Below are 25,588 nucleotides of genomic sequence, written 5' to 3' on the forward strand. Positions count from 1 at the left end.
CACGTGCGAATCCAATAAAAAAAGGACCGGCCCGAAGCATTCTGAAGGACCGATCCTTTTGTCTGTGCGTAATCTACCACCTGCCTGGATAAAGAAGCGATAACAAAAACCTTGCTTTCTCGCCTTTTTTGAGCTCAACTCTAATTTTGTACAGACCAGATTTCAGGTTTTCTACCTCTAGCTTTTCCGGATTAGCTTTGCTTGTACTTGCGGCAATCAGCTCTTTTTTCCGATTGTACAGAAACAGATTCACATCCGCTTTTTCCGCCCATTCGGCTGACAGCTTGACGTCACCATCGCGCATGAGCCGGATGGTATACTCACGGTAATTCTTCTCGGTATCGACAGTTCCTCTGTACGTAACTTCCTTCGGTGTCTTTGCAGGAGGCTGCTCTGGTTCTTCTGCCCATTTGCCCGTCGTCGCAATCGCATATGGCTGTGGACCCTTCGGTATGTTGTAGCCTTGCACAACCACCTTGTATTCTCCTTTTTCCGGCTCCTTGATCCATATCTGTTCGACGTTGTTTAGATTATCTACCTCGTCATCGAAAGGAGCCTGGAAAAAGTCATTCCCATTCAGCTTCTTGCCTTTTGGCGTGGTCACCGTCAGATTCAAGTCATTAACCAATGCGCGTTTGGCTGCCAGAGAGGCAGGATAGTCCGTCCAAGCGAGTGTAATCGCCAACGGTTTTGAATCATCCGACACTTCGATGGCGAATGATGCCTTTTCCTTTGTCCGCAAGCCCTTCTTTTCATCTAAGTAGTTTGTTTGGATGGCGCTTTTTAGGTTGGCTCGACCATACCCTTGCAAGCGCATATCCTCGTTCAGCTCATCCGCACTGCTAAGCAGGATGGCTTTGATCAGTGCTGCACTGGGTGTTTTCTCGCCCTGCTCGTTCAAAAATTCGCGTACCTGTGCGACTCCGCCTGCCATGATCGCCGTCGACATACTCGTGCCCGTCATATACGCGTAATGTTCATCGTACATTTGATCGAAGTTTTTCCCTGGAGCGAGTGAAGATCGAACGGAGAGAATAGAGGTACCTGGTGCAACAAGATCGGGCTTGATCCTGCCATCCTCCGTCAATCCCCGGCTGCTGAACCGCCAGACATCATCCGGGTCGTCAGACTGTGATCCGAAGCGTGGCCTCTCGTTTTCCGTCGCTCCAACAGCGATGACGTTTTTTGCTGTTGCCGGACTGCCTATGGTCTGGTAGCCGTTATCGCCGACATTGCCTGCGGCCACGAGGGCAATCATGTCCGGATGCTCCCATAAAAATTTGTCAAAGAGGTACGAGGTATAGCTGTACTCCCCTTCATCGTCATCTCCCCAGGAATCGGAGTGGATCCGTGCCCCGTCCTCGTAAGCCTCGCTCAAAATTCTCTCTACGTCTGTCACCAGACCCTCCTCTTCATTTTCGATGGCATGAAAGACGAGTTTGGCCTCTGGCGCCATCCCTTTCCTTTTTCCTTCCGAAGCAGCACCGCTCCCGAGAATGGAGCCCGTGATGTGCGTACCATGCCCATTCAAATCTCTTGCATCCCCTGGCCTGCCCAGCGTATGCAAACGCTCGACCTGCCCTTCCAAATCCGGGTGCAGCGAAGCTTCGTCCCCGGTATCAAGCCCTGTATCGGCTACACCGATGATCTGCCCTCTCCCGCGATAGCCCGAGGAGGAAAGCTCGTCCACATGCAGAATAGTGGAAGCCACTTCGTTTCGCAGCGTATTTTGAGGAATGGGCACGAGCGCAACGATATCCTCGGACAAAACGAACTCCTCCAGGGCTTGTCCACTCTTCTTTTCTCGTGTCATCCTTGCCATTTCATGGCTGCTATCTTCTGTTCGTTGCCCCGCCTCGCTACTCATTCGGCTGTTGCTGCTGTCGTCGTCAAAGCGAATCATCGCCACTTCTGTAGCCTGTTCTTTGCCGAAAGCAGATCGAAGTGCAGGAGAGTTTTTCGAAACCGGGGAGAATGGCTTGACACTCTTCACAAAGGACAGCCTTTCCAGCTTCTTTTGATCCGAAGAGCGTGCGAGCTTTGCCACGAAAGCAAAATCCGGCAAATAATCCCCCAGCTTGACATCGAGGTCTTCGATTTCTTCCTTCCACTCTTCTTGTACCGTTCCACTTAACTGAATGATGACGAGCGCAGACGATCCCACAGTCTGTTGCCTCATCGTTTGTTTTTTCGCTTCGATCTCAATATGGCCCCGTCGTCCTTCCCGCTCTTTTGCATCTACCGGGAGCGGCATCGCCAAAAGAGTAAGGGCAACTACCGTCGAAAGCCCTGTCTGCCAATATCTGCGCAATACAAAAACACCCTTCCCAGAAATCGCGTAATGTTTCCATTATACGGGAAAGAGTGTCTATGAAAAAAGCGAAGAAAGAACCGGTGAAGGGACAAAAAGCTAGACTTCTGTCCCTTTTTCCTCCCCGATCCATTCGAGCAGCGGCGCAAAATCCGCCCATTCCAGTGTGGTCAGCAGCGCCTGATCCCAATCCTGCTTTGGTACTTCCATCAAGCGCAGCGCTTGGTTCTGCATGGCTTCCTGCAGCAGATTTCGGCTAAATCTGGCATTCCCGTCCAAGTGGCGTGTTTTTTTCGCTTCGTTTAAGCTGTCTTTGATTTTCACGACGACACTCGCCTTGATTTGGTAGCCAGCTTGCAGGGCTGCCTGCTCCAGGATGAGGACTAATTCGTCTACCGAGTAATCAGCGAAGTGGACGTATTTTTTGAAGCGCGAAAGCAGGCCCGGGTTGCTCGCAAGCAACTGATTCATTTCCAGCGGGTATCCTGCGAGGACGACAACCAGATTTTCCTCATGTCTGGTCATTTCCTCCACCAACGTATGAATGGCTTCGTGACCGAAGTCGTTCTCGCCATGTCCTAGCAAGGAATAAGCTTCGTCGATAAACAAAACACCGCCGAGCGCTTCTCTCACTTTTCTGCGGGTCAAAGCAGCTGTCTGTCCAACGTAGCCTGCCACCAGATCTGCGCGGCTCGCCTGCACCAGATGCCCTCTTTTCAAATAGCCAATCTCTTGTAGGATCTGGGCGTACAACGAGGCGACGGTGGTCTTGCCTGTCCCAGGGTTCCCTGCAAAAACGGCATGCAGCTCGACAGGGCTCATCGGCATTCCCAGAGTGCCACGCTCTTTTTGTACGGCTACGAATGCGGCGATTTTCTTCAATTCAGCCTTCACCTGCTCAAGGCCAATCAAGCCCTCCAGCTGTGCTGTCGCCGAATCCTCTGTCGAAGCTTTCTCTTCCTCCGCCACATCCTCAGGAAGCAGGATGGTATAATCCTCCCAGCCCAGCTTTCTTCCAGCGGTCGCACGTCCTTTTGCAAAAATCGCGTCCAAGACGATGTTGGTAACCGTTCTCGCATTCCCGAAGGTATCGTCCACTTGGGCTTTTTCGATGCGAGCAAGAAGAGCTCGTTTCGCCTGCTCTGTCAAGGAAAAGTCGTTGCGCAAGGCTACATGATCGGCGATTTGCATCAATTCCTGAGCAGAGTAGTTCGGCAAAAGGAAGTGTCCTGTCTGTGGAAACCGGCTGTAGAGCCCCGGATTGGCTTGCAGAAAATGACGCATCTCTTCGGGGTATCCTGCCAAAATGACAACAAACCGACCCGCGTACTCCCCACTGGTCATCGCCGAAACCAATGTATCGATCGCGACCTGTCCATAGTCACTCCCCGAGCTGTCTGGTCGTTTCAGACTATAGGCTTCATCAATGAACAAAACCCCGCCATTTGCCTGCTTTACAAGCTCCATGACACGCTGCTCTGTCTGACCCACATAAGCGCCGACCAGATGGGAGCGATCCACCTCAATCATCTGCCCTTTTTCCAGTAAACCCAGTTCATGATACAGACGGGCAATCAACCTCGCTAGCGTCGTTTTTCCCGTACCTGGATTCCCCATCAAAACGAGGTGCAGGGGCAATTCATCCTGCATATGCCAGCCTTTTTCCTCACGAAGCTGGCGGTACTGCAAAAACTGGGCAAGCTGGCGAACCCGCTGCTTGATTTCTTCCAGTCCGATCAGGTCTTCCAGCTGCTCCAGAGCAACCTTATCCCCTTTTTTCTCCTGCATACTGTCTACCGGCTCTTCCTTTGACAATAGACGCGTTTTTAGCTCGTGCTGTTCAGCCAATTTTCGGATTGTCTCCTGCAGCTGGGAGAGCAGCTCAGTGGAAAAGAACACGCCAGACAGAGAATTTCCATACGCTTGGACTCTTTCGGTCAGCTCCAGAAGCAATCGCTCTCGCTCTGCATACAGCTGCTCTACCTCTTGTGCAGTCGCCTCCTTTTCGGCATCCTGCAATTTACGCGCTGCCGATGTCGCATTTGCAGCTATCAAACGCCACTTTCCTATTTCGGCGATTTCTGAAGAAGCTAGTGCACTGAGTACCTCCACTGTTCGCCGCCGCGTCACTACGTTGTCTGTCTCTCGGATCACAGGGAAGGCATTGGCAAACACATGCTCACGTAAAAACGAATAATAGAGCTGCAGCTGCGATTCCCAGGCAGGCTGATAGGATGGATCTACCGCTGCAGCACGTTCCAGCCATTCCTCGGCCAGGGTTGCACCGCCTTTTTTGTGCATGCGAAGGGCTGCCAGCTTTGTCAGCACGACAGCCTCTGCATGGTCAAGCTCTTCATCCCTGAACTCCGCATTTCTCTGCTGCTCGATTTCCCGCAGTAAGCCAAGCCATTCGCCTTCTGTGACGTTTTGTATCGTAGATGGGTTCTTCGTCCATCTCTCAAGCATTTGTAATGGATTTTGTTCATGCTGCTGATGCATACCTGTCTTTGCTCCTCCCGAACCTGACTATCCTTCTTGTTGTAGCATATTTAGAGGAGCATGAAAAGATTTGCGTGCCACTTTAGGCAGTGGGTGCGATGCTTCGCTGCTGCTGTTTGCGGATTTGTACGCGTGCAAACAGTACCGCAGCTGCGATAACAACGGCAGCCAATCCGAATTCCAGCCAATTTCCTCCTAAACCGTACAGAGCAGCTCCTACAACTGGACCAGCCGCCATCCCGATGTAGCGAATGAAGTTGTATACCCCAATCGCGGTCGCACGCTCCTTTTCAAAGACTTCGGAAAGAAGTGTCGTGTGCGTAGGCATCCCGATCCCCAGAGTAAACCCGAATAGGGCGCTTGCTGCCAGCATTACAGGCAGGGAGATATTTGTTGCGAGCATGAACAAGACAGTTGCGACAGCATGAGAAGCGGAGGTCAAAACCAGTGCCTTGCGTGTCCCCCATTTCTTTTGTACACGACCGGAAGTCTTGCTGCTTAGCACAAACACAGCGGAGATCAACATGTAAACAAGACCGATCTGACCCGCAGACAAATGATAGGTTTCATTCAGATACACGGGCAAGAACAGGAGAAAGGCATGATACGCAAACATCTGCGTAAATCCAATCAAGATGACAGATGCCCCGACTGGCTGAAATAGAATATCCCGGAATGAGCCTAAGCCAAATCTTTTGGCGCCAGGCTGCTCGCTTTTCGTTTCCGGGAGCCAGATCGCATTCATTGCCAAAAGGCCAATAGCCGTGATGGTAAGAAACAAGAAGACCGCACTATGTCCCCCAAAGCCTCCAATCCAACCGCCTAGCAACGGGCCAATAGCAGGTCCAATTCCCAGCATCATCTGATACGTCCCCATCGCCTCAGCACGTTTCGCCCCAGTAAAAATATCGCCAATGACAGTAGCCGCCACGATCGGAATCGCTGCAAAGCCTATTCCTTGAAAAACCCGGAAAAAGAGCAGTCCTTGGATCGTGTCGACCAGATAGCAGCCAAGGGAGCCCAACACGTATAATCCTAAGGCAGGTAGGAGAATCTTCCGGCGTCCGTACTGGTCCACCAACGGACCATAGACCACCTGCATGATCGCGAGTGCCATTGTAAACAGGGACACGGTCCAGTTGATAATGGTGGAAGTCGTATGGAACTCTTGCTGCATCGCAGGCATGATAGGCATGAACAAGTTTTGGGCGAACGTTCCGACTAAGATGGAAGACCCAAGTAAGAATAGAATTCTGTTTGCATTCACGAGAAGGATCACCCCAAACTGCATTTTTGTGTCCAAGGAAACAATAGGTGTATAAAAAACATAAGAGCAACCTGACAATTACTGATTATTCCAATTTTTCTCCATTTCTAAAGTCGCATCTCGCATGACTCTCTGTAAAAACTCCAGCTCCGAATCACTGTACTGCGACAGAAAGGAAAGCATTTGACGCTCCAAACGTCTATGAAAGATTTCATGAAACGAGAAAACGGATTCCCCACCGCTGGTCAGTCGAAAGAACACCTCTTTTTGGTTGTCCTCCAATTGAAAGCGATCGATCAATCCCTTTTTCAGGAGCTTGCTCGTTATTTTGGAAATAGCGCTTTTTGTTACCCCGATACGTTGAGCCAGAGAAGTCACATTTACATTCCCTTTCTCCCCAATCGACTGAATGACGTGAAGCTCCGTGATAGACAGATCGGCAACCTCGTCATAGTCAGGCATGCTCTTCCGGATTTGTTCCAGTAGAAGAGCTTCACGACGCTTGGCACGATCTTCCTGCTTGTGCAGCATTAAAACCCATTGATCCCAAATTTTTTGCTTCAGATCCACTTACCAGTACAGCTCCTTTTTGTGTCCTTGGAAACTTTTCATACTTTATCACGAAAAATACGCATTTGCAATGTCCATTTTTCTCGCCTGTGAAAAGAAATCGCAGCCCCTGCTGAGGCTGCGCCTTCTGATCTTCCTTACACGTTGATGTTGCCCATTTCTACATCCGCGGAGAAATGGGCAAGCGCAGCGTCAAATACATCGCTCTCCGAATCTGCTGCGATCTTGAACATCGTAACCACCTTGTTTCCGCTGCGTACCTGCACATTGTACTGAGAATCTCCGTCATACGTGGTGGCAAAATTGTATTCCCTACCGTTTACATTCATGTTTCGTTCCACAGTGGTCACCTCCTGCCATAGTGTGACCGATCTGTCCGTTCATTATCCATGATTAGGCAATATCGCTACCGATTTCCCCGTTTTTGCTGACTCGACTGCCGCCTGAATAATCAGCAAAGCCCGCACTCCGTCTTCTCCTGTCACGACAGGTGCCCTCTGCCCTTGGACGGCTTCCAGGAATGCATCGATCACCCCGCTGCTCGTCTGGTTGTCATTTGTCTGAATCGCACCTACCTTATATAACATGCGCTCTCCCGTTGATTTCACGACCTCGATATCCGCATCCGGATTCGCAAATATTTTCATGATTCCTCTTTCTCCGTACAAAATCGTGCTGTTGTCTTCGTCTCCGTAATAGGTCCAGCTAAAGGAGGCCGTCCCGACTGCTCCCGAAACCAGCTTCAGGAGGCACACCATGTTGTCGTGCACCTGGATTGGCTCCCCTTGCTCGTCCTTTTTGTCGAGAACTCCTGCAAACGCGCTCACTTCCGCTACCTCATCATCCAAGAGAAACCGCAGCAGATCCACTTTATGAATACCTAGATCACCGGCGACGCCGAGAGTCGAGCGATCTTTTTTGAAAAACCAGGTCGATTTCGATGCATTGACACTCCAATACTCCGGTCCTTTGTGGCCAAAGCTAGTCTGAAAGGTAAGCACCTTGCCCAGCTCTCCCGACTGAAGCAGCTGGCGGGCCATCTGGTGTGCAGCAACCAGACGTTGATTGTGATCGATCATGAGCACCTTGCCTGATTGTTCGGCCGCTTCCACGATCTGTCTGGCCCCTTCCAGCGTTGTTGCAATTGGCTTCTCGCAGAGGACGTGCTTCCCTGCTTGCAGCGCACTGGTTGTAATCAGATGATGCATCTCATTCGTCGAGCAATCACTGATGGCATCAATCTCCGGGTGATTAACGATCTCTTCCCAGCTCGCAGCTACCTGTCCACCGAAACGCTCTGCCAGCTTTTTGGCGCGATCTGGGTTGGGATCGTACACGCAGTAGATTTCTGCTTGTGGATGATTCGCGTATTCCGGTGCATGGCGATGAGTAGCGATTGAACCGCACCCGATAATACCCACTTTGATCGTCATCGTATCTACCTCCTCGACCTTTCGCTATTGCTGTTCTTTTTTCTGCAGCAGGACCGCTGCGATAATGATCAGCCCTTTGACCAATCCTTGCAAATAGGGCGATATATTCATCAAGTTCAGCATATTATTCAAAACTCCAAGGATCAACACGCCAAAGAAGGTGCCGATCACTTTCCCGCGTCCCCCTGACATTCTCGTCCCGCCGATAATTACGGCTGCAATCGCATCCAGCTCGTAGGAGAGACCCGAGCTTGCTGACGAAATCGAGTTAAGACGGGACGATTCTACCACAGCTGCTGCCGCAACGAATATGCTGCACAGCATGTAAACGCCCATTTTTACCCGATTGACACGAATGGTAGACAGAAGAGCTGCCTTTTCATTGCTCCCGATCGCATAGACGTAGCGACCGAAGCGCGTTTTGTGCATCAAGACGTACACCAGCAGCGTCATGAACAGAAAAATGTAAACAGGCAGAGCCAGGCCAAGCCACTCTGTGTTGGCAATAACCGTATACCCCTCCGCTTTCCCCGAAAGGCTCCCCCCTGCTGCAAAGTAAAGTACGATGGAACGGGCAGACGCCATCATGCCGAGCGTTGCGATAAAGGAAGGAATTCTGCCTTTGGTCACCATCAAGCCATTGAGACTTCCCACGATTGCACCCGCTGCCAAAGCGGCTAATAGAGCGAGGAGCACGCTTTGCGTTGCATTCAGGACACTGACGGATAACGCTCCCAACAGAGCAAGTACGGCACCAACCGAAAGATCGATTCCTCCGGATAGCATCACGACGGTCATGCCCAACGAAATGATGCCGATGATGGAAACTTGACGCAATATGTTCGTGAGATTGTCTAAACTGACAAAATGGCTATCGAGCATGGATGCAATCAGAATAATGACGACAAAAGCTACAATGACGCTATACTCCGACCAGAGCCACTGTCCTCGCGCCTTCCAGGAGGATGCTTTTGTGTTTTGTGCAGTTGGTGGCAGATTCATCATCCGGCTTGTTTCCCCCTCTTCACGCCTGTCGCATAGAGCATGATTGTCTCTTCGTCTACCTCCTGGCGTATCAGCTCACCGGTAATCTCTCCCTGGTACATGACCATGACGCGGTCACACAGTCTCATGATCTCCGGCAGCTCGGAGGAAAGGATGATAATCGCCTTGCCTTTTTTCGCCAGCTCCGTAATAATCTGATAGATTTCCGCCTTTGCCCCGACGTCGATTCCCTGCGTCGGATTATCGAAAATGAGAATCTCCGGATCTGCTTCCAGCCATTTTGCCAGGACGACTTTTTGCTGGTTTCCCCCACTGAGACTGACGATGGGCAAATTGGGATCAGCTACCTTGATGGATAGCAGCTCGCGGTATCGCTCAAATGCAGAACTCTCCTTTTTCCCATCCAGCAGAAGCTTGCTCTGAAAGTTCTTCAGTGCGGTAAGACTCAGATTTTCCATAATGCTCATGTCTTTAATGATGGCATTTTCCTTGCGATTTTTCGGAACGAGCCCAATGCCAGCAGCCAGAGCCTGTCGCGGATGACGGAGCCTGTGCTGCTGTCCTTTCACACGAATCTCTCCTGTGTACGGGCGACAACCAAAAATGGCTTCGAACAATTCCGTCCTTCCATCTCCGGCAAGACCGGTAAAGCCGAGAATCTCCCCTTTGGCCAAAGCGAATTGAATGCCTTGAAACCATTTTCCGCTGCTCAAATTGGAAACTTCCAGAAACGTCTCCTCCGCACGTACAGTTTCCTTGCGCGGTTCGTTCCCGACTGATTTTCCGACCATCAGTCTCGTCAGCTCTTCCTCATTTGTATCTCGGATCAACCCGCTTCCCGCTAGCTGTCCGTCTCGCAAAACCGTATAGCGATCACAGATTTGCAGCACTTCTTTTAATTTGTGCGAAATGTAGATGATGCCCACTCCGCCATCCCGTAGCGTGCGCATCGTCTCCATCAGCTTTTCGACTTCGTAGCTTGTAAGGGAAGTCGTCGGTTCATCCATAATAATCAGCTTGGCATCGGTTAAAAGTGCCTTCGCAATCTCTACCATCTGCTTGTAGGAGGGCTCCAGATCTCGAACCAGCCTTTTCGGATGAATCGTTGCCCCCATTTTTCCCAACAGCTCCACCGTGCGCCGGCACATATCCTCTACGCGCAAGAATCCGAACCGATCCGTCCACTCCGCTCCCAGAAAAATATTTTCATAGACCATAAGATCACCGACGACATTCAGCTCTTGATGGATAAAGCGGACTCCTGCCTGTTGGGAAACCCGGGGATCGGTCATCTGAATGCGTTTCCCATCGATAGAGATCTCCCCTGCATCTGCATGCAAAATGCCGCCAAGAATGTTCATCAAGGTAGATTTCCCGGCACCATTTTCTCCGAGCAGGGCGTGAATCTCTCCCGGACGTAAGGTCAGGTCTATCCCCTTTAATACGGGAACCCCACCAAAAGCTTTGTGTATTCCCTGCATGTGAAGGCCATTGTCAGACACAAGCGCACCTCCTGCCAGAAAACTCACTACCAGTTAGAAAGGACGGCAACTGTCAGACAACTCCTCTGCGTGGCCGTCCTCTCCTGTGTGTATCAGGCAAATCTAATAATTTGCATTCGGGTCGTAGAACTTGTCGATGTTGTCTTTCGTAATGGGTGTAGCCTCCAGCATGGTGACCTTCTCTGCCGGAGTCTTTCCATTCACGATATCTGCGGCAAGCTTGACAGCGTCTTTCACCATCAGAGGCGAATACGTAAATGTGGCTTGCATCAGTGGGTCGCCGTCTTTGATCAGCTTATACACATCCTTATGACCACCCGCACCTGTTACGACTTTGATGTCGGTGCGTTTTGCCTCTTTAATCGCCTGCAGCACACCGAGGGCCATTTCGTCGTCATGCGTGTATACAGCATCGATCTGAGGCCGAGATTGCAGAATATTCCGCATAACGTTTAAAGACTTTTCCTTCTGGAAGTCACCCGATTGGCTAACGATGACTTGCATGTCTGGATGGTCCTTGATCGCTTCCCGGAAGCCATCGCTGCGCATCGTCGTAACGGAGCTAGGTACCCCGATGATTTCGACGATCTTGCCTTTGCCCCCAAGCTTGTCGACCAAATAAGCTCCCGCATGTGACCCAATGCCTTTGTTGTCGCCCTTTACCAGCGCAGTGAAATCGTCACTCTCTAGCTCCCGGTCCACTACGATCAGCGGAATGCCCGCATCCTTTACTTTTTTCGCGACCGGGGTCATGGCAGCAGATTCGATCGGCAGCATGACGATGGCAGACACTTTCTTTGAAATCAGGTCTTCGATGTCATTCGTCTGCTTGTTAGGATCAGCCGCAGTGGTAATCACATACTTGAGACCTTCTGCTTTTGCTTCGTCCTCCGCATTCTTGATGACTGCCCCCAGCCAACCGTGGTCAGCAGCGGGAAACGACATCCCAATGACTTTCTCTGCAGCTGCCGGTGCTGGAGTGCTTCCACTTCCTTGACCGCTAGAAGTGTTTCCCCCGCCAGCAGAGCCACCTCCTCCGCAGCCTGCCAGCATCAGCATACCCGCGAGTGCCACAGTTGCCCATTTGCCTACATGAAAGCGCTTCATGCATTCTCCCCCTTTGTTTATAAAAGATAACCCGGGTCAACCCAGCTGCAAGCGTTTACAAGAAACCCGGGATAAAGCCCTTCTCTTGGGCAGCCAGCCCTCACCCCATCGTGGATTCCCGGATGATCAGCTCGTAGTCCATGACGATGCTATCTACTCGCTCTTGTGGTGATGAGATCCGCTTGATCAGCATGCGTGCTGCCTCACACCCCATCTCGTACATCGGCTGCGATACCGTCGTCAGGCTGGGATTCATCATGCTCGCAAATGGAATATTGTCAAAGCCTACAACAGCTATGTCATGAGGCACTTTCAGCTCCGCTTCCTTGATGCTGCGCAGGGCTCCGATCGCTAACGTGTCGGAAACAGCAAAAACGGCAGTGGGACGTTCCTCCAGTGCAAGCAAGGATTTCATCGCTCGATGGCCACTTTCAAAATGCAAATCAGTATGAACGATATAACGGCTTTCCACAGGGATGTCAAACTCCCGCAATGCCCGCAGATAGCCTTCCTGGCGAAGTCTCGCATACAAAAAACGTTCATCTGAATTGATGATCGACACGCGTTTGTGTCCCATCATTAGCAAGTGCTTCACGGCTTTATAAGCTGCTGTCTGGTTGTCGATCGACACGTATGGGGTCTGATCCGTCTCGCTGTATTCACAGCATTGAATCACGGGGTACTCATCCCCCAGCTGTCTGATACTCGCCAGATCAACCGCAGGATCCATCGAGATGACTCCGTCCGCCATGCGATTTCGCAAAAGATCCAGATAGACGTTTTCACGATCCGGATCGGAATCTGTGGTGCATAACAGGGTGTTGTAATGGTTGCGTCGTGCGATGTCTTCTATTCCCTGCACGATTTTAGAGTAAAACGGATTGGAGATGCTTGGTACGAGGACGAGGAGCATTCGGCTTTCCGCACAGCGGAGATTTCGCCCGAGCATGTTCGGGTTGTATTGAAGGCGCTCGATGACATCCTCGACCTTGGCTCTCGTTTTCGCAGAAACGGAGGTGTGATGATTCAAGACACGAGAGACGGTCGCAACGGAGACGCCCGCTTCCTTTGCTACTTCCTGAATAGTTACCATATGTCTGGGGTATCCCTTCAAAATTGTAATCGATTACAAGGATAATGTAGCGGACGCAGAGCCTAGGTGTCAATAAGTTTTTTGAATATTTTTATATCATTGACGATTCAGATTATCTTGATCTATTATGATTCATGTAATCGATTTCATTTTGATTCGAATGCGGAGGTGATTTGCATGCATCTAGGTGTCTTCACCGTTCTCTTTTCCCAAAAATCATGGGAGGATATGCTCGATCTCGTCGCAAACCATGGCTTGAAAGCAGTTGAGCTCGGAACCGGCGGCTATCCGGGAAACTCTCACTGCCCTCTCGACGAATTGCTAGACAGTCGGACAAAGCAGCAGCAATTTCTTGCGGCCATTCACTCGAGGGGGCTTCGTATTAGTGCTCTTTCCTGCCATGGCAATCCACTTCATCCCCAAAAGGCAATCGCGCAGGAAGCAGATCAGCTCTTGCATAAAACGCTGCAGCTAGCAGAGCAGCTGGAAGTGCCCGTCGTCAATACGTTCTCGGGATGCCCTGGGGATTCCGACCACGCTTTGTATCCGAATTGGCCCGTGACTCCCTGGCCCCACGACTTTCAGGAGCTGCTCGACTGGCAATGGAAGGAAAAAGTCTATCCGTACTGGACACAGATTGGTCAGGTCGCACAGTCCCGGCATGTCAAAATCGGTCTGGAGCTCCACGGCGGCTTTTCTGTCCATACGCCTGGCACTCTCCTGAAACTGCGAGAGCGTGCAGGTGAAGCCATCGGAGCCAATCTCGATCCCAGCCATTTATGGTGGCAGGGCATTGATCCTGTACAGGCGATTCGCATACTCGGACGCGCCGACGCGATTCACCATTTTCACGCCAAGGATACAGCGATTGATCCGATCAATTTGCCTATGCATGGGGTCACCGATATGCAGCCCTATACGAAAATGGTGGATAGAGCCTGGCAATTCCGCACAATCGGTTATGGTCACGATCTGAAAACGTGGGCAGACATCATGAGTACTTTGCGCCTCGTCGGTTATGATGATGTGGTGAGTATCGAGCACGAGGACGGCTTGATGTCCATCGAGGAAGGCTTTCGTCGGGCAGTTCAGAACCTGCAGCAAGTCTTGATCAGCGAGCCTCTGCACGAGATGTGGTGGGCATGACAGAAGGGTTCTTTTTCTTTCTAGCTATATGAGCCAGAAAAATGTTATTATTTGGTAAAATATAGCAGGATGGTGATTCCTTTTGTTTAAACGCTACACCAACAAATATGCGAGATGGGTACGAGCCATGGCTAAGACGGCTGCGATCATGAGTGGGCTCCTTGGATTTTTGCTATTACTGGACGATTCTTATTTTCTTCAAGCCTGGTCTACCATTTTTTCCTCCATTCTGGGTCTGATACTGCTTTTGGGATTTGCTGAGATCATCGAGTGCGTCTATCGGATGTATCAAAGCACGGAACCCCGCATCCTGAAAGAAAAACGGCTTTCCGCTGAGCCTGAAGTGGAAGCGGAAATTTCATAAATCCCAATGAAAACCAAAAATGCCCGCTCATTCCTGCTCGTCCGAAACGAGAGAAAGAATGGCGGGCACATCCCTAATGCTGCACGATCGTTATTTAACCGAATATACCTTTTTGCTCGGCAATTCCAGGCAGTTCAGCTGGCCGCCAAAAACAGCGCCGCCATCGATGCCAATAATGTTGTTTTCTCCGAAGTACACGTCATTTTTCCCGTGCAGACCTTCCGTCGGGGTATGACCGAAAACAACTGTCTTTTCGCCTTTGTAGCCTTTATGAAACTCCTCGCGAATCCACATCAGTGTGTACGGATCTGTTTCATGGATCGGGGTCGTCGGATGCACGCCACCGTGAACAAAAATGTACTCTTCTGTCTCGTGGTAGCATTGCAAACCTTTCAAAAAGGAGAGATGCTGCTCCAGCTCCGGTGTCAGCTCCAATGTCTGCGGCGCGCGGTTTTCTTGCTCCGCTGCAGGATGCCCGTAGCTTTCCATCGTTTTATAGGCTCCATTGCGAAACCAACGCTCGATGAACACTTGGTCCTGTTCGAACGACTTGATCATCATATGATCGTGATTTCCCATCAGGACGATGGCTCCTTTGTCGTGCAGCTCCATGACCTTGTCCAAAACTCCTTTGGAAGCTGGCCCACGATCTACATAATCTCCCAGGAGAATCAATTGATCCTTTGACGGATCGTAGTTTACTTGTTCCAAGAGCGATTCCCACTTCTCCAATTCCCCATGGATATCACTGATAACCAACATGCGTTCCATTCTCTGCTACCTTCTTTCTCTTGCTTGCTCTCCCCATTTTACGCCCACCACTTGCCTATGACCAGTCCAAAACGTCAGGAAGAAAAACAGCCCTGGCTCGGATGCTCCGATACCAAGGCTGTGTCGATGTAATTAGACAGGAGAAAACTCGGATAGCACCGTCTCCTGACGAACGGTTTCCCCGGTAGGCAAGACTACGAGAAGCACACCCTTGCCTTCCCCCTCTTCCTTTTCCTCCCAGTCGATAGAAAACGGTACACGTGTGAAGGCATTGTCCTCATTCGTGCATACCAGCATGGCACGCAATGTCTCGGACGTCATAGGCACTGGCACACTGGGTCCCGCTTCACTCGGAATCGAGAGCCATTTCGGCGCATCTTCGAAATATTGTACCGTATCCAGGAGCAAGGACAGCTGCTGCCAGTTTAGTGGGGATACAAACGCTTCAAACGGACGAGACATGCCGCTATCACTCCTTCTCCTCGGCAGATTGCTGATCAAACAAGCTGAATTGATTATCTGTCGTTTTCTGTCCGGATCCTTGGGGAGGTGCTCCTTCGCCCGGGTTTTTCGGCGATGCTTCCTCTTTCCCTTCTTCCGTTGGCAAAACCGTTTCAAATGCAACTGCTTTGGCTCCACCCTCGACGATCGCGCGGCCGATTCCACCCTGTTCGTTTACGATCACTTGATCGGTATCCACCAGGGACCATTCGTTTTGCGCCGTCCAGGCATAAATCGTTTCCTCGATGCTGCAAGCAATCAGTTGATGCGGGTTGTTCTTCCGTTTGCGAATCAGTGTGACACCTTTACCCGCACGGCCTTGAAGCGGGATGTCGGAAATCGCCGTCCGTTTTACCACTCCTTCAGTCGTCAGCAGGCTGAAATCCCGCGTGTCATCGGCCTCAACTGGCATCATCTTGATCACATCGTCACCCGTGGCAAGCGCAATGGCTTTTACCCCGCTGGAAGCTCGTCCTGTTGGACTTACCTCTGTTCGCAGAAAGCGGATTCCCATGCCGTCTCGTGTCGCACCCAGAATACCACCCTCATCATTTACCACGAAGGCAGCGATGAACTCATCATCCTCGGATTTGAGCTTCGCGGCCACAAGCGCTCCGGAACGATTGGTCTCGTACTCGGACAAGGCTGTTTTCTTGATCAGGCCCAGTCTGCTCACGTGGTACACGTACAGAGGCTGCTTGAAGTTCTCGACAATGGTAAAGCCTACGATCTTCTGCTGCTTTTCAAGCGGAATCACGTTGACGATGGCCGAACCGATATCCTTCCATTTGTCGTCCGGGAAGGAATTGACCAAGGTCGCAAAGTATTTGCCGTCCTGTGTGAAGAACAGCGCGGTGTGGGACGTATTGGTCTCCACGAAGTACCTTACCCTGTCGCCTTCTTTGACACCACAGGTCTCGAGCGTTCCCCCCACCGACTTAAAGGAACGAGGGCTGGTTCGCTTGATGTAGCCTTCATTGGTGAGCGTCACAATGCAATCCTCCGCATTGATCTGCATGGCAATGTCGATTTTGATCTCCTCGATCTCACCCTGAATTTCGGTTAAGCGTGGTTCTGCATACTTTTTCTTGATCTCGTTCAGCTCGCCCGTAATCACCTGAATGAGTTTCTTTTCGCTGCCGAGAATGGATTTGAGCTCCTCGATTTCTTTCGCCAAGGTCGCCAGCTCCTTCTCCAGCTTCACGATGTCCAGTCGGGTCAAAGACGCGAGCTGAATCGCCAGAATCGCATCTGCCTGCAGATCGGTAAACCCGTACTTCTCCATGATGTTGCGCTTGGCATCAGCACGATCCTCGGAATCCATGATCGTATCGACGATTTGTCGCAAAATGGATTTGGCACGAATCAGACCTTCGACGATATGCTCCCGATGCTGTTTTTTATCGAGATCGAACTGGGAACGTCTCGTGACGACCTCTTTTTGGTGATCGATGTACGCACCCAGCAGCGCTTTGAGGCCCATCTGCTTGATCGTACCCTCATGGATCACGTTCATGTTGTAGTTGTAATAGATCTGCAGATCGGTATTTTTGTACAAGTAGTTGAGAATCGCCCGTTCATCGGCTTCCCTGCGAATATCGACGACGATGCGCACCTTTTTCTGTTCCGCCTCTTTACGGCCCGTCTCGTCACGAACCGCGATCGCGCCCTCGATTTTTCGTTCCATCACGAGCTCATCGATCTGCGCGACAAGCTTGGACTTCACGACCTCGTAGGGGAGCTCGGAAACGACGATCTTTTTCAGCTTGCCGCCTTTTGGCTCTTCCACATGAGTCTTCGCACGGATGATAAACTGCCCTCGTCCGGTTTCAAACGCTTTTTTGATGCCGGATACACCTTGTACGATCGCACCTGTCGGAAAATCCGGGCCTTTTACATGCTCCATCAGCTCATCCAGCGTGATGGTTGGCTTTTTCATCTGCGCGACAGCCGCATCGATGATTTCCCCCAGGTTGTGCGTCGGAATGTCCGTTGCAAACCCTACCGCGATCCCTGATGCTCCGTTGACGAGCAGGTTGGGAAAGCGCGATGGCAAAACGGCTGGCTGCTGTGCCGAGTTGTCGTAGTTCGGGATAAAGGTCACGGTATCTTTTTCGATATCGCGCGTCATCTCGTTTGCCAAAGCCGACAAACGGGACTCGGTATAACGCATCGCCGCTGGCGGGTCCGCGTCCAGACTACCGAAATTACCATGTCCCTGAATCAGCACGTGGCGCATTTTCCACCACTGAGCCATCCGTACCATCGTCTCATAAATGGCGGAGTCGCCGTGCGGGTGATAGGTACCCATTACGAAACCGACTGTTTTGGCCGATTTGCGGTACGGTTTGTCGTTTGTATTGCCTTCCTCGTACATCGCATAAAGAATCCGTCGCTGTACAGGCTTGAGACCATCCCTGGCATCCGGAATCGCACGGGACAGGATGACCAGATTGGCATAATCTCCAAAGCGCTTGCCCATGATTTCAGCAAAGCTTTGCTCAATAATCTGATTGGACAGCATGCTTATTCATCCTCCCCCATCTCAAAGGTGACATGACTCTCAATCCACTCACGTCGTGGGGGAACTTTGTCACCCATCAGCACGGTGACCAGTTTTTCCGAATGAGCGAGGTCTTCCAACTGCACTTTAATCAGTTTGCGTGTCTCCGGGTTCATCGTGGTCTCCCACAGCTGATCCGGATTCATCTCACCCAGACCTTTGTAGCGCTGTACCTCTGCCCCACGGCCCGATTGCTTTAAGGCCTGCTCTAGGTCGTAATCGCTCCAGCAGTAAATCCCCTCTGCTTGCTTGCCGCCTCGGCCTTGCTTTTTCACTTGATAAAGCGGTGGTTGAGCGATATACAGATGTCCTGCTGCAATCATCGGACGCATGTAGCGGAAGAAGAACGTCAGCAGCAAAGTCTGAATATGTGAACCATCGACGTCCGCGTCAGACATGATGATGACTTTATCAAACGCACAATTCTCGATGTCAAACTCTTCTCCGATATCCGTTTCGAGCACTTCCAGAATGGTGCGGAACTCTTCGTTCGCCAAGACTTCCGATAGCTTTGCCTTTTCCGTATTCAGCGGCTTTCCTCTCAGGCTAAATAGCGCCTGAAACTCGGAGTTGCGCGCCTGCTTGGCAGAACCGCCCGCAGAATCCCCCTCCACGAGGAACAGCTCGTTTCGCTTGGAATCCTTGTACTGGGGCGGTGTGAATTTCTCCGAGATCGATTTGCGCTTTTTGGAGGTCTTGCCTTTTTTGTCTCCACGCAAAGCTTCCCGCTGCTTTCTCAGCTCTTCGCGAATTTCTGCCGAGCGCAAAGCCTTGTCGATCAACAGCTTTCCGATTTCCGGATTTTCCTCCAGGAAGAAGCCCAGCTTCTCGGATACGATCTGCTCCACGATAGCTCGCGCCTCTTCGTTCCCCAGCTTGTCCTTGGTCTGCGATTCAAACTGGACATCAGCCATTTGCAGCGAGAGAACACCGAGGAAGCCTTCACGCAGATCATTCCCCGTGAGATTGGGATCCTTGTCTTTCAGATACCCTTTTTTACGGGCAAATTCGTTAAAGATCCGGGTCGTCCCGTTGCGAAAGCCTGTTACGTGGGTTCCGCCGTCGCTGGTGACAATCGAGTTGACGTAGGAAACGAGCGTTTCAGCGTAACCGTCGTTGTACTGGAATGCCAGCTCCACGTAGACGTTATCCTTTTCCCCTTCGAAGTACACGATCGGGTGAAGCGCATTTTTGCCTTCGTTCAAATAAGCGACATAGGATTTCAGACCATCCTCGAAGTAAAACTCCTCACGCTTTTTCTCCGGTCCGCGCTCATCAATCAAAACCATCTTCAGCTTTTTCAACAAGAAGGCGGTTTCGCGAAAACGGTCGCGAATCGTTTCGTAGTCAAAGCGAACGCTGCCGAAGATCGCTTCGTCCGGCAAAAAACGGACGGTCGTCCCAGTGCGCTTCGTATTGCCAATAATCTCAAGGTCTGTCACCGGCTTACCGACATGCTCGATTCCTTTTGCATCGACCTGATATTCAAAGCGTTGCTTATGTATTTTCCCTTCGCGGTGAATCTCGACCTGAAGCCATTTGGACAAAGCCACAACTACGCTGGAGCCAACTCCGTGCAAGCCACCGCTTTTTTTATACCCGCCGCCGCCAAATTTCCCCCCGGCGTGCAGAGTCGTAAAAATGACTTCTGGCACAGGACGGCCTGTTTTGTGCATACCGGTAGGAATCCCACGACCGTGGTCCTCTACGCTTACACTGCCATCCTTGTACAAAGTCACAATGATGCTATCGTTCACGCCTGCCAGCGCTTCATCCTTCGCATTGTCCACGATCTCCCACAAGAGGTGATGGAGTCCTCTGCTTCCGGTAGAGCCGATGTACATGCCTGGCCGTTTGCGAACGGCAATCAAGCCCTCGAGGACCTGAATATCTTCTTCGGTATACGTTAACGTATGAAGTGTGTCTGTTTCCTTCAATCGCGTTCTCCCCTCTACATTAAGCAACTTCCTAAAAAGCCTCTACTCCTGAAGCTCCCTTTACCAGAAGCTGGTTTCTTCTTGAGAAGATGGCAAAACAATACCAGGTACCTGTTTTTCCATTTCATGTGCCCAAAAAAGCGAACACTTAATCGCTATTGTACCGTATGCTTCCCATTGTATTCAATCCTGGTATCAAGATGGGGCAAAAAAGCCACCTCGCCCCGTGCGAGATGGCCGATTTTCAACAGATGATAACCAAGATATAGTGTAGCATTACTGGTAAAGAAAGGTCAAAGAGAATGCATCAACTTTTTCCATTCATCCACCTGCAAAGGCTGGGCAACCTAGTAAGGCATCGATTCCTGACGTGAAAAAGGGGGGAACCAATCGTGATAAGTGCAACCAAGCCATTTGTGAAATTCCACCGGTATGATCAAGAGCTTGTCTCGGATATTCAAGCGTTGAATTCATCGGGCTACCACAAAGACGATATTTGGGTTCTAAAGTGGAATCCGGATAAAAACCATTCGAACCAAAGGGACAATTTTTATAAATACAGCACCCACTTTGAAAGTGCCGTCGGTGACATCGACAGCAAAGCGCATTTCTTTGACAACGGCGGAGAAGAACTGCGTACACGTCTGGAAAAGCTCGGCCTGACCAAAGACGAATGCTCGTCCCTCGTGCGGGAGCTTCAGGACACGGATTACACATGTCTCTTGGTCGTTCGTGATCTGAAGGACAATATCATCAAGATGAATGACTGACAAAGGGAAAATCAAAAGCCACTGCCTGGATCAACCCAAGCGGTGGCTTTGCCTTTGAAATGAATCGATTAGTCTTCCTTGATCAGTTCGATTCCCTCGAGGACTTCGTTCAGCTTCGCATACACGGTGCTTTCCTCGTCTTCTTCGAGTGGAACCATTTCGCCGCCGTCAACTTGGAAAACGAAGATGTCTACTTCCTCGTCCAGCTCTTCTTCGCTTTCTTCATCTTCAATGGCTTCAGTCAAGGCAATATATTCTTTACCGTTCAGGTCGAACATAGCGATTACTTCAAAATCACCCAACGGTTCACCATTTTCGTCATCCAGAGTAATGATATCGCCCAATTCAAGGTCTTTATTTTCTTCCGTCAAAGCGTTCACGTCCTTACGATGTTATAGGTTCTCGATTCCATCATACCGTTTTTTTCCGGTATAAGCAAACAGGCGAATATAACAATCCTATATAGCATGCCCCTTCATCAAAACAACCTACCTCAATGGGCAGGTTGTCCAGTGTCTACTCGTTGTATTCTTCCAATACACCTTTTTCCAGCAAAAATGCTTCCTCTGCCTGCAAAATGGTGATGATCGCTTCTCGCTTGACATATGTCCCAGCAGAGGCGAGGCGCTTCTCGATAAAACGCAGCATTTCTTCAAAGTCGATGACTTGTACCTCTTGATTGCTCATCATAAAACCTCCTTTTTCCAACACAACTCTCTTAGTTTACACGATTCGGGCGTTTCTTCCAACTCCACCATTTCCTCCGGATCGGCTTCAGCAAATACGCACTCAAGCAGATTAGCACGACCGTCAGCACGAGGTAAAAACAAGAAAAGAAAAGCCATGGGGAGAAGGCAAGCTGATCGATATCGGCGAGTGATTCCCCAAGAATCCCAAACAAAACGACGACGGGATTGATCCCGGCCAGCATCTGAAGTCCGGGCAGATTCCACACCTCGTTGTTTGGGAATTGCTCAGGATACGCTTGCTGCAAGGACTGCCCGATAAAATAAAAGAGCAATCCTGTTCCGACGATAAAGCAAAACGCAATGCCGTACGAGGTAATCGTACTCACTGAAGTCCGCTTGATCCAGGTCGAACAAAACAGGCCGAGTGTCCCTAGAAACAGCATGTTCACCCCGAGAAAGACGACCAGCTGAACCATTTGTTCTGGCGAGACACTCCCGTACAGGATGACAATGCTGTATAACGGCATGGATGCCACAAGCAGCAACGCCGAAAAGGCAAGCGAGGTGATGAGTTTGCTCAAGACGATCGTACTTGGGGAAAGCTGGGTTGTCAGCAAAATCTGCAGGGTCTGTCGCTCCCTCTCCCCACTGATCGCCCCCGCCGTGAGAGCAGGTGCAACAAAGCACACCATGGCGTAATGGATACTGGCAGACAGGAGGAACAAGCTGCGATTTTCCCCTAGAGCACTCGCCCGTACAGGATCCATGAGCAAAAACCCCAAAGGAATCCCACCCATGATGAGCAAATAGAGCCCTAAAATGAACATCGTTTTTTTCGAGCGAAATCTCTCCCGCATTTCTTTCACGAGAATCGGATTGAAGAAAAAGCTCTCCATCACCCACCCACTCCTTCTGTGATGGCCAGAAACACATCCTCCAAATTCTCTTTGGCATCGCCATAAAAGACTACGTCAACGCCTGCCGCAATCAATTCATGCAGCAATCCGGCTTTTTGCTGCTCTGTTCCGTCAAAGCGAAAACGAAACTCCTCGACATACTCGTTCAGTTGGCTGACAAATGGGCATTCGTCCAAGATACGAGCGGCTAATTCTTCTTCTGACAACGTTCGCAGGATCATCTGCTTTCGACTGCGGTTTCGTTGACTGATATCACGGACGGGACCGCTTGCGATCATCCTCCCTTGCTCAATCACACCGATCTCGTCGCAGAGCTCAGCTAACTCAGGCAAAATGTGCGAGCTAATCAGAATGGTTTTGCCCATGCCGCGCAGTTGCTTGATGATCTCTCTCAGCTCTATGCGTGCCCGAGGATCCAAACCGGAAGCGGGCTCGTCCAGGATCAGTACAGACGGATCGTGCACCAGACTGCGCGCCAAGCTCAGCCGCTGCTGCATACCACGAGAGAGGGAGTCCACGTAGGCGTCCGCTTTATGCGAAAGGTTGACGAGCTCCAGCAGGTCAGCGACTAGGGCTGGCCTTTTCCTTGCAGGTATCTTGAATGCGCCTGCGTAAAACTCCAAATACTCTACCGCTGTCAGGTTGTCATACACGCCGAAAAAATCTGGCATGTAACCGAGCGATTGACGCACCGCCTTGGGATTTTTCCGGACATTTTCGCCACATACGAACGCTTCTCCCTCTGACTGTTCAAGCAGGGTAGACAGGATCAGCATCGCCGTTGATTTTCCTGCACCATTTGGACCGATGAAGCCATATACCGTTCCTTGCTTCACGGAAAAATTCAAGTCCGTCAGCGCATGAAGCTGACCATATCGCTTACTGATGTGTACCATTTCAATTACCAAGCCTGCTCCCTCCCCTCTACCTGAAAGAAAGGCGTTGGCAGTGTGAGTCGAGGTGAAGCATGATGGGTAAAACGCAGGAGGAGAGTACCTCTTGGAGTCATCATTTCTTGCAGCTGCTTGTCCACAACAAGTCGTTCCCCTCGTTTGAGCGCTATCCATTTGCCTGTTCTCTGAGAAAAGACCTCGATATGAAAGGGTCGAAATGAACTGAGATCCAAAGGAACCGTCAAGCGCTCGACTTTCAGCCCAGTTCCGGCTGCATCCAGTTCGAATGTGATGCTGCCTTTTCCCAGCTCCCACAGATAAGGTGAATTCGAATCTACGTCACCGCTCGTATCGCTTACGGAAATGCCCAACAGTCCGTATGGATAGGTGACCATTCCCTTCTCGTCCGCTTCCAGACGTACGGTCTGATGGACGACATTCCAATAGTGCGCGAGATGCGGCTCCTGCATGGAGAGCAAAGGCAACGGCTCTGTATTCACTCCTATTACGCGCAGCTTGTTTTCACGACTGAATGAGATCACATTCTCTTTTAATTGCTCCAGCCGCTCTTCAGGCGACAGTATTTTATTCCCCTCTCCAGTACGCGGCATCAACAAAGGATCGAGCCGGATGTCGACCTGTTTTTCTTCGCCGATCGCCAGTGCGCCGATAGGAATTCGCTGCAAACCGATCTCGACAAAAGCGGACTCCATGGAAAAACGGGTATGATTGGTCACACTGCCTTGCAAATGGTCTGCATTTACGGTCAAATGCGCAGTAAAAGAGCCTGCATCCCGCAGAGTTCCGAAACCGATGGCTTGCTTCGGCGTAAGATAGGGGACATTTCGAAACGAAATCAGCTGATTCCCTGCCGTAATTCCCTCTGGCACGTAGTCATTTTTCCCCATGGATAGCGGCAATGCGACCATCAAAGACTGTCCATCGATATCGTACTGATTTTGATCGACTGCTAAAAAAGTAGCAGCTGTCCGGGTTTGCGCGAGCTGCTCATCTACGATTTGAACCTCCGAGATTTCGTAGCTTGCACTCGACTTTACGACGAGTGGTTTCCCAAACAGATAAATGCCTACCGTCATAAAAACAGCAGTAACCGGAATCACGCCCCATGCCCACTGCCTTCTGCCCTTTCGTTTCAGCAAAAGGTAGACAACGGGAGCGATGACCACGATATAACCGCACCAAAGTACCACCATCCAGACGGGGGCTGGCGTTTGTACTCCGGGGATCTGCTTGCTTAACTCCAAAAAGGGATGTAGCATCTGATCGCGGAAAGGACTATTCTCCAGCTGGGAAAGTGCCCCGTGCTGCATCATCACATTTTGCCAAAGCTGGGAGTTGTGCTGCCAGGACGCCAATGGCTCGGCAGTGACATCGTAATTGACGAAAAGAATCCTTCCCTTGCCAACCGCTTTTGCGCTGAACAAAGGGAGGTCGCGATTAAAAACAGCAAGGCTGCCTTCCGGAATGGCCTTTTCATCCGTATAGCGTTCAATGGCCTGCTTCAGGTTTGCCTGCCCGCTGCGACCTGTCTCTACTGGCATGTCTGCTTGAAACGGTTCTACCACCTCATCTTGTCCGGGGCCAGCCGACAAAATGAGCAGCCCGCCTGTTTGAACCCAATCCCGGATCGCGTTGACCTGTTCAGCTCGCAGGCTCCCCACCAGCTCACTTCCCATCGCCAGCACGTCCAGATTCTGATAGAGCCAAGCACTGTCAGGGAGCTTGTCTACCGCGAGATTTTGAATCGTGTAAGGAATCCCTTTCGTCACTTGAGAAGGCTGCAACGCCAAAAAATGAAAGGCACTTCCCCCTTGATGGACAACACCTATGGTTCGGCCGTCTTTTGGGTAAGGCAATCGCAGCTTCTCCACCTGAACCACTTGACCATTTTCCGTCAAACGTACATACCAATCATCAAGCAATACCTGTGACGGCATGTCAAAGGTAATCGTAGCATCCTTCCCCGCTTCGATATTAACCTGCTGGCGCCATGCGGATTCGTGCAAGCGTTTCGCCGACTTATCCTTTGTCAGATCAACAAAGCCATGGAAAGGCGTTTCTTGAGGCGCCAAATTCACTTCTACTCTCGTCCATGCGTTGTATTTGCTTAATCCGCCCAATGGAGCGTTTACGTTTATTTCTATGTTGCTCTCTGCTTCAACCGGCTTTACTGAAAATAACAGCCAGAAAACAGCGAAGAACAACATCCATTTCCCTCTCATCTTTGTT

The 25,588-nt window shown here is 50.7% G+C and carries 22 protein-coding genes; 3 read left to right on the top strand and 19 right to left on the bottom strand.

What is annotated here, in order from left to right; genetic code table 11:
- Positions 1–73 precede the first annotated feature (73 nt).
- From EDM55_RS00795 to EDM55_RS00840, 10 genes are all read right to left on the bottom strand, one after another.
- A complete protein-coding gene (locus EDM55_RS00795; RefSeq protein ID WP_307723908.1) occupies positions 74–2,311 on the bottom strand; it encodes a S8 family serine peptidase in 2,238 nt (745 codons plus the stop codon).
- A gap of 99 nt (positions 2,312–2,410) precedes the next feature.
- Positions 2,411–4,810, bottom strand: coding sequence for an AAA family ATPase (locus tag EDM55_RS00800; RefSeq protein ID WP_122959404.1), 2,400 nt, complete (start codon positions 4,808–4,810; stop codon positions 2,411–2,413).
- Between the two features lie 82 nt (positions 4,811–4,892).
- Positions 4,893–6,077 carry an MFS transporter gene (locus tag EDM55_RS00805; protein WP_122959574.1) on the bottom strand — a complete coding sequence of 395 codons (1,185 nt, stop codon included), beginning with the start codon at positions 6,075–6,077 and terminating at the stop codon, positions 4,893–4,895.
- Positions 6,078–6,155: 78 nt separating this feature from the next.
- On the bottom strand, positions 6,156–6,647 hold the full coding sequence (locus EDM55_RS00810) for a MarR family transcriptional regulator (protein WP_092266820.1): 492 nt from the start codon (positions 6,645–6,647) through the stop codon (positions 6,156–6,158).
- Between the two features lie 137 nt (positions 6,648–6,784).
- Positions 6,785–6,988 carry a hypothetical protein gene (locus EDM55_RS00815; RefSeq protein WP_174769239.1) on the bottom strand — a complete coding sequence of 68 codons (204 nt, stop codon included), beginning with the start codon at positions 6,986–6,988 and terminating at the stop codon, positions 6,785–6,787.
- Between the two features lie 42 nt (positions 6,989–7,030).
- Positions 7,031–8,080: a Gfo/Idh/MocA family protein gene (locus EDM55_RS00820; protein WP_122959405.1), complete on the bottom strand. Its 1,050-nt coding sequence runs from the start codon at positions 8,078–8,080 to the stop codon at positions 7,031–7,033.
- Positions 8,081–8,104: 24 nt separating this feature from the next.
- Positions 8,105–9,085 carry an ABC transporter permease gene (locus EDM55_RS00825; protein WP_122959406.1) on the bottom strand — a complete coding sequence of 327 codons (981 nt, stop codon included), beginning with the start codon at positions 9,083–9,085 and terminating at the stop codon, positions 8,105–8,107.
- Positions 9,082–10,587: a sugar ABC transporter ATP-binding protein gene (locus tag EDM55_RS00830; RefSeq protein ID WP_307723907.1), complete on the bottom strand. Its 1,506-nt coding sequence runs from the start codon at positions 10,585–10,587 to the stop codon at positions 9,082–9,084. The genes EDM55_RS00825 and EDM55_RS00830 overlap by 4 nt, the downstream gene beginning before the upstream one ends.
- A gap of 102 nt (positions 10,588–10,689) precedes the next feature.
- The gene (locus EDM55_RS00835) at positions 10,690–11,694 is read right to left on the bottom strand and encodes a substrate-binding domain-containing protein (protein WP_246070794.1); all 1,005 of its coding nucleotides are present in this window, start codon (positions 11,692–11,694) and stop codon (positions 10,690–10,692) included.
- Positions 11,695–11,794: 100 nt separating this feature from the next.
- A complete protein-coding gene (locus tag EDM55_RS00840) occupies positions 11,795–12,787 on the bottom strand; it encodes a LacI family DNA-binding transcriptional regulator (RefSeq protein WP_122959407.1) in 993 nt (330 codons plus the stop codon).
- Positions 12,788–12,964: 177 nt separating this feature from the next.
- Here EDM55_RS00840 and EDM55_RS00845 point away from each other — a divergent pair, with 177 nt between their 5' ends.
- Together EDM55_RS00845 and EDM55_RS00850 are read left to right on the top strand one after the other, a co-directional pair.
- Positions 12,965–13,933 carry a sugar phosphate isomerase/epimerase family protein gene (locus EDM55_RS00845; RefSeq protein WP_092266815.1) on the top strand — a complete coding sequence of 323 codons (969 nt, stop codon included), beginning with the start codon at positions 12,965–12,967 and terminating at the stop codon, positions 13,931–13,933.
- An 82-nt stretch (positions 13,934–14,015) separates the two neighbouring features.
- Positions 14,016–14,297 (top strand): hypothetical protein, encoded by a 282-nt coding sequence (locus tag EDM55_RS00850; RefSeq protein ID WP_139228063.1) that lies wholly within the window; start codon positions 14,016–14,018, stop codon positions 14,295–14,297.
- Between the two features lie 90 nt (positions 14,298–14,387).
- Here the strand turns inward: EDM55_RS00850 and EDM55_RS00855 are convergent, their stop codons facing one another.
- From EDM55_RS00855 to EDM55_RS00870, 4 genes are all read right to left on the bottom strand, one after another.
- Positions 14,388–15,068, bottom strand: a complete 681-nt coding sequence (locus EDM55_RS00855) for a metallophosphoesterase family protein (protein WP_122959408.1) — start codon at positions 15,066–15,068, stop codon at positions 14,388–14,390.
- Between the two features lie 132 nt (positions 15,069–15,200).
- Positions 15,201–15,530: a hypothetical protein gene (locus EDM55_RS00860; protein WP_122959409.1), complete on the bottom strand. Its 330-nt coding sequence runs from the start codon at positions 15,528–15,530 to the stop codon at positions 15,201–15,203.
- Positions 15,531–15,537: 7 nt separating this feature from the next.
- Complete coding sequence (parC, locus tag EDM55_RS00865; RefSeq protein WP_092266811.1) at positions 15,538–18,093, bottom strand: DNA topoisomerase IV subunit A; 2,556 nt, start codon at positions 18,091–18,093, stop codon at positions 15,538–15,540.
- Between the two features lie 2 nt (positions 18,094–18,095).
- The gene (locus tag EDM55_RS00870; RefSeq protein WP_122959410.1) at positions 18,096–20,069 is read right to left on the bottom strand and encodes a DNA gyrase/topoisomerase IV subunit B; all 1,974 of its coding nucleotides are present in this window, start codon (positions 20,067–20,069) and stop codon (positions 18,096–18,098) included.
- Between the two features lie 392 nt (positions 20,070–20,461).
- Here EDM55_RS00870 and EDM55_RS00875 point away from each other — a divergent pair, with 392 nt between their 5' ends.
- Positions 20,462–20,839: a YflT domain-containing protein gene (locus EDM55_RS00875; protein WP_092266809.1), complete on the top strand. Its 378-nt coding sequence runs from the start codon at positions 20,462–20,464 to the stop codon at positions 20,837–20,839.
- A gap of 68 nt (positions 20,840–20,907) precedes the next feature.
- Here the strand turns inward: EDM55_RS00875 and EDM55_RS00880 are convergent, their stop codons facing one another.
- From EDM55_RS00880 to EDM55_RS00895, 5 genes are all read right to left on the bottom strand, one after another.
- Positions 20,908–21,210 (bottom strand): DUF1292 domain-containing protein, encoded by a 303-nt coding sequence (locus tag EDM55_RS00880; RefSeq protein ID WP_092266808.1) that lies wholly within the window; start codon positions 21,208–21,210, stop codon positions 20,908–20,910.
- A 145-nt stretch (positions 21,211–21,355) separates the two neighbouring features.
- Positions 21,356–21,526: a hypothetical protein gene (locus EDM55_RS30060; RefSeq protein WP_170184275.1), complete on the bottom strand. Its 171-nt coding sequence runs from the start codon at positions 21,524–21,526 to the stop codon at positions 21,356–21,358.
- A gap of 31 nt (positions 21,527–21,557) precedes the next feature.
- A complete protein-coding gene (locus EDM55_RS00885) occupies positions 21,558–22,424 on the bottom strand; it encodes an ABC transporter permease (protein ID WP_122959411.1) in 867 nt (288 codons plus the stop codon).
- Positions 22,424–23,353 (bottom strand): ABC transporter ATP-binding protein, encoded by a 930-nt coding sequence (locus EDM55_RS00890; protein ID WP_122959412.1) that lies wholly within the window; start codon positions 23,351–23,353, stop codon positions 22,424–22,426. Before EDM55_RS00890 ends, EDM55_RS00885 begins: the two co-directional genes overlap by 1 nt.
- On the bottom strand, positions 23,347–25,581 hold the full coding sequence (locus EDM55_RS00895; RefSeq protein ID WP_122959413.1) for a DUF8725 domain-containing protein: 2,235 nt from the start codon (positions 25,579–25,581) through the stop codon (positions 23,347–23,349). Before EDM55_RS00895 ends, EDM55_RS00890 begins: the two co-directional genes overlap by 7 nt.
- Between the last annotated feature and the right edge of the window lie 7 nt (positions 25,582–25,588).

The sequence above is a fragment of the Brevibacillus centrosporus genome (genome assembly GCF_003710815.1).
Taxonomy (GTDB): Bacteria; Bacillota; Bacilli; order Brevibacillales; family Brevibacillaceae; genus Brevibacillus; species Brevibacillus centrosporus.

Excerpts from the sequence above, each read along its gene's own strand:
- EDM55_RS00860 (WP_122959409.1), bottom strand. The coding sequence starts at position 15,530 with ATGTCTCGTCCGTTTGAAGCGTTTGTATCCCCACTAAACTGGCAGCAG.
- parC (WP_092266811.1), bottom strand. The coding sequence starts at position 18,093 with ATGCTGTCCAATCAGATTATTGAGCAAAGCTTTGCTGAAATCATGGGC.
- EDM55_RS30060 (WP_170184275.1), bottom strand. The coding sequence starts at position 21,526 with ATGAGCAATCAAGAGGTACAAGTCATCGACTTTGAAGAAATGCTGCGT.
- EDM55_RS00845 (WP_092266815.1), top strand. The coding sequence starts at position 12,965 with ATGCATCTAGGTGTCTTCACCGTTCTCTTTTCCCAAAAATCATGGGAG.
- EDM55_RS00840 (WP_122959407.1), bottom strand. The coding sequence starts at position 12,787 with ATGGTAACTATTCAGGAAGTAGCAAAGGAAGCGGGCGTCTCCGTTGCG.
- EDM55_RS00800 (WP_122959404.1), bottom strand. The coding sequence starts at position 4,810 with ATGCATCAGCAGCATGAACAAAATCCATTACAAATGCTTGAGAGATGG.
- EDM55_RS00820 (WP_122959405.1), bottom strand. The coding sequence starts at position 8,080 with ATGACGATCAAAGTGGGTATTATCGGGTGCGGTTCAATCGCTACTCAT.
- EDM55_RS00895 (WP_122959413.1), bottom strand. The coding sequence starts at position 25,581 with ATGAGAGGGAAATGGATGTTGTTCTTCGCTGTTTTCTGGCTGTTATTT.
- EDM55_RS00885 (WP_122959411.1), bottom strand. The coding sequence starts at position 22,424 with ATGGAGAGCTTTTTCTTCAATCCGATTCTCGTGAAAGAAATGCGGGAG.
- EDM55_RS00855 (WP_122959408.1), bottom strand. The coding sequence starts at position 15,068 with ATGGAACGCATGTTGGTTATCAGTGATATCCATGGGGAATTGGAGAAG.
- EDM55_RS00835 (WP_246070794.1), bottom strand. The coding sequence starts at position 11,694 with ATGAAGCGCTTTCATGTAGGCAAATGGGCAACTGTGGCACTCGCGGGT.
- EDM55_RS00825 (WP_122959406.1), bottom strand. The coding sequence starts at position 9,085 with ATGATGAATCTGCCACCAACTGCACAAAACACAAAAGCATCCTCCTGG.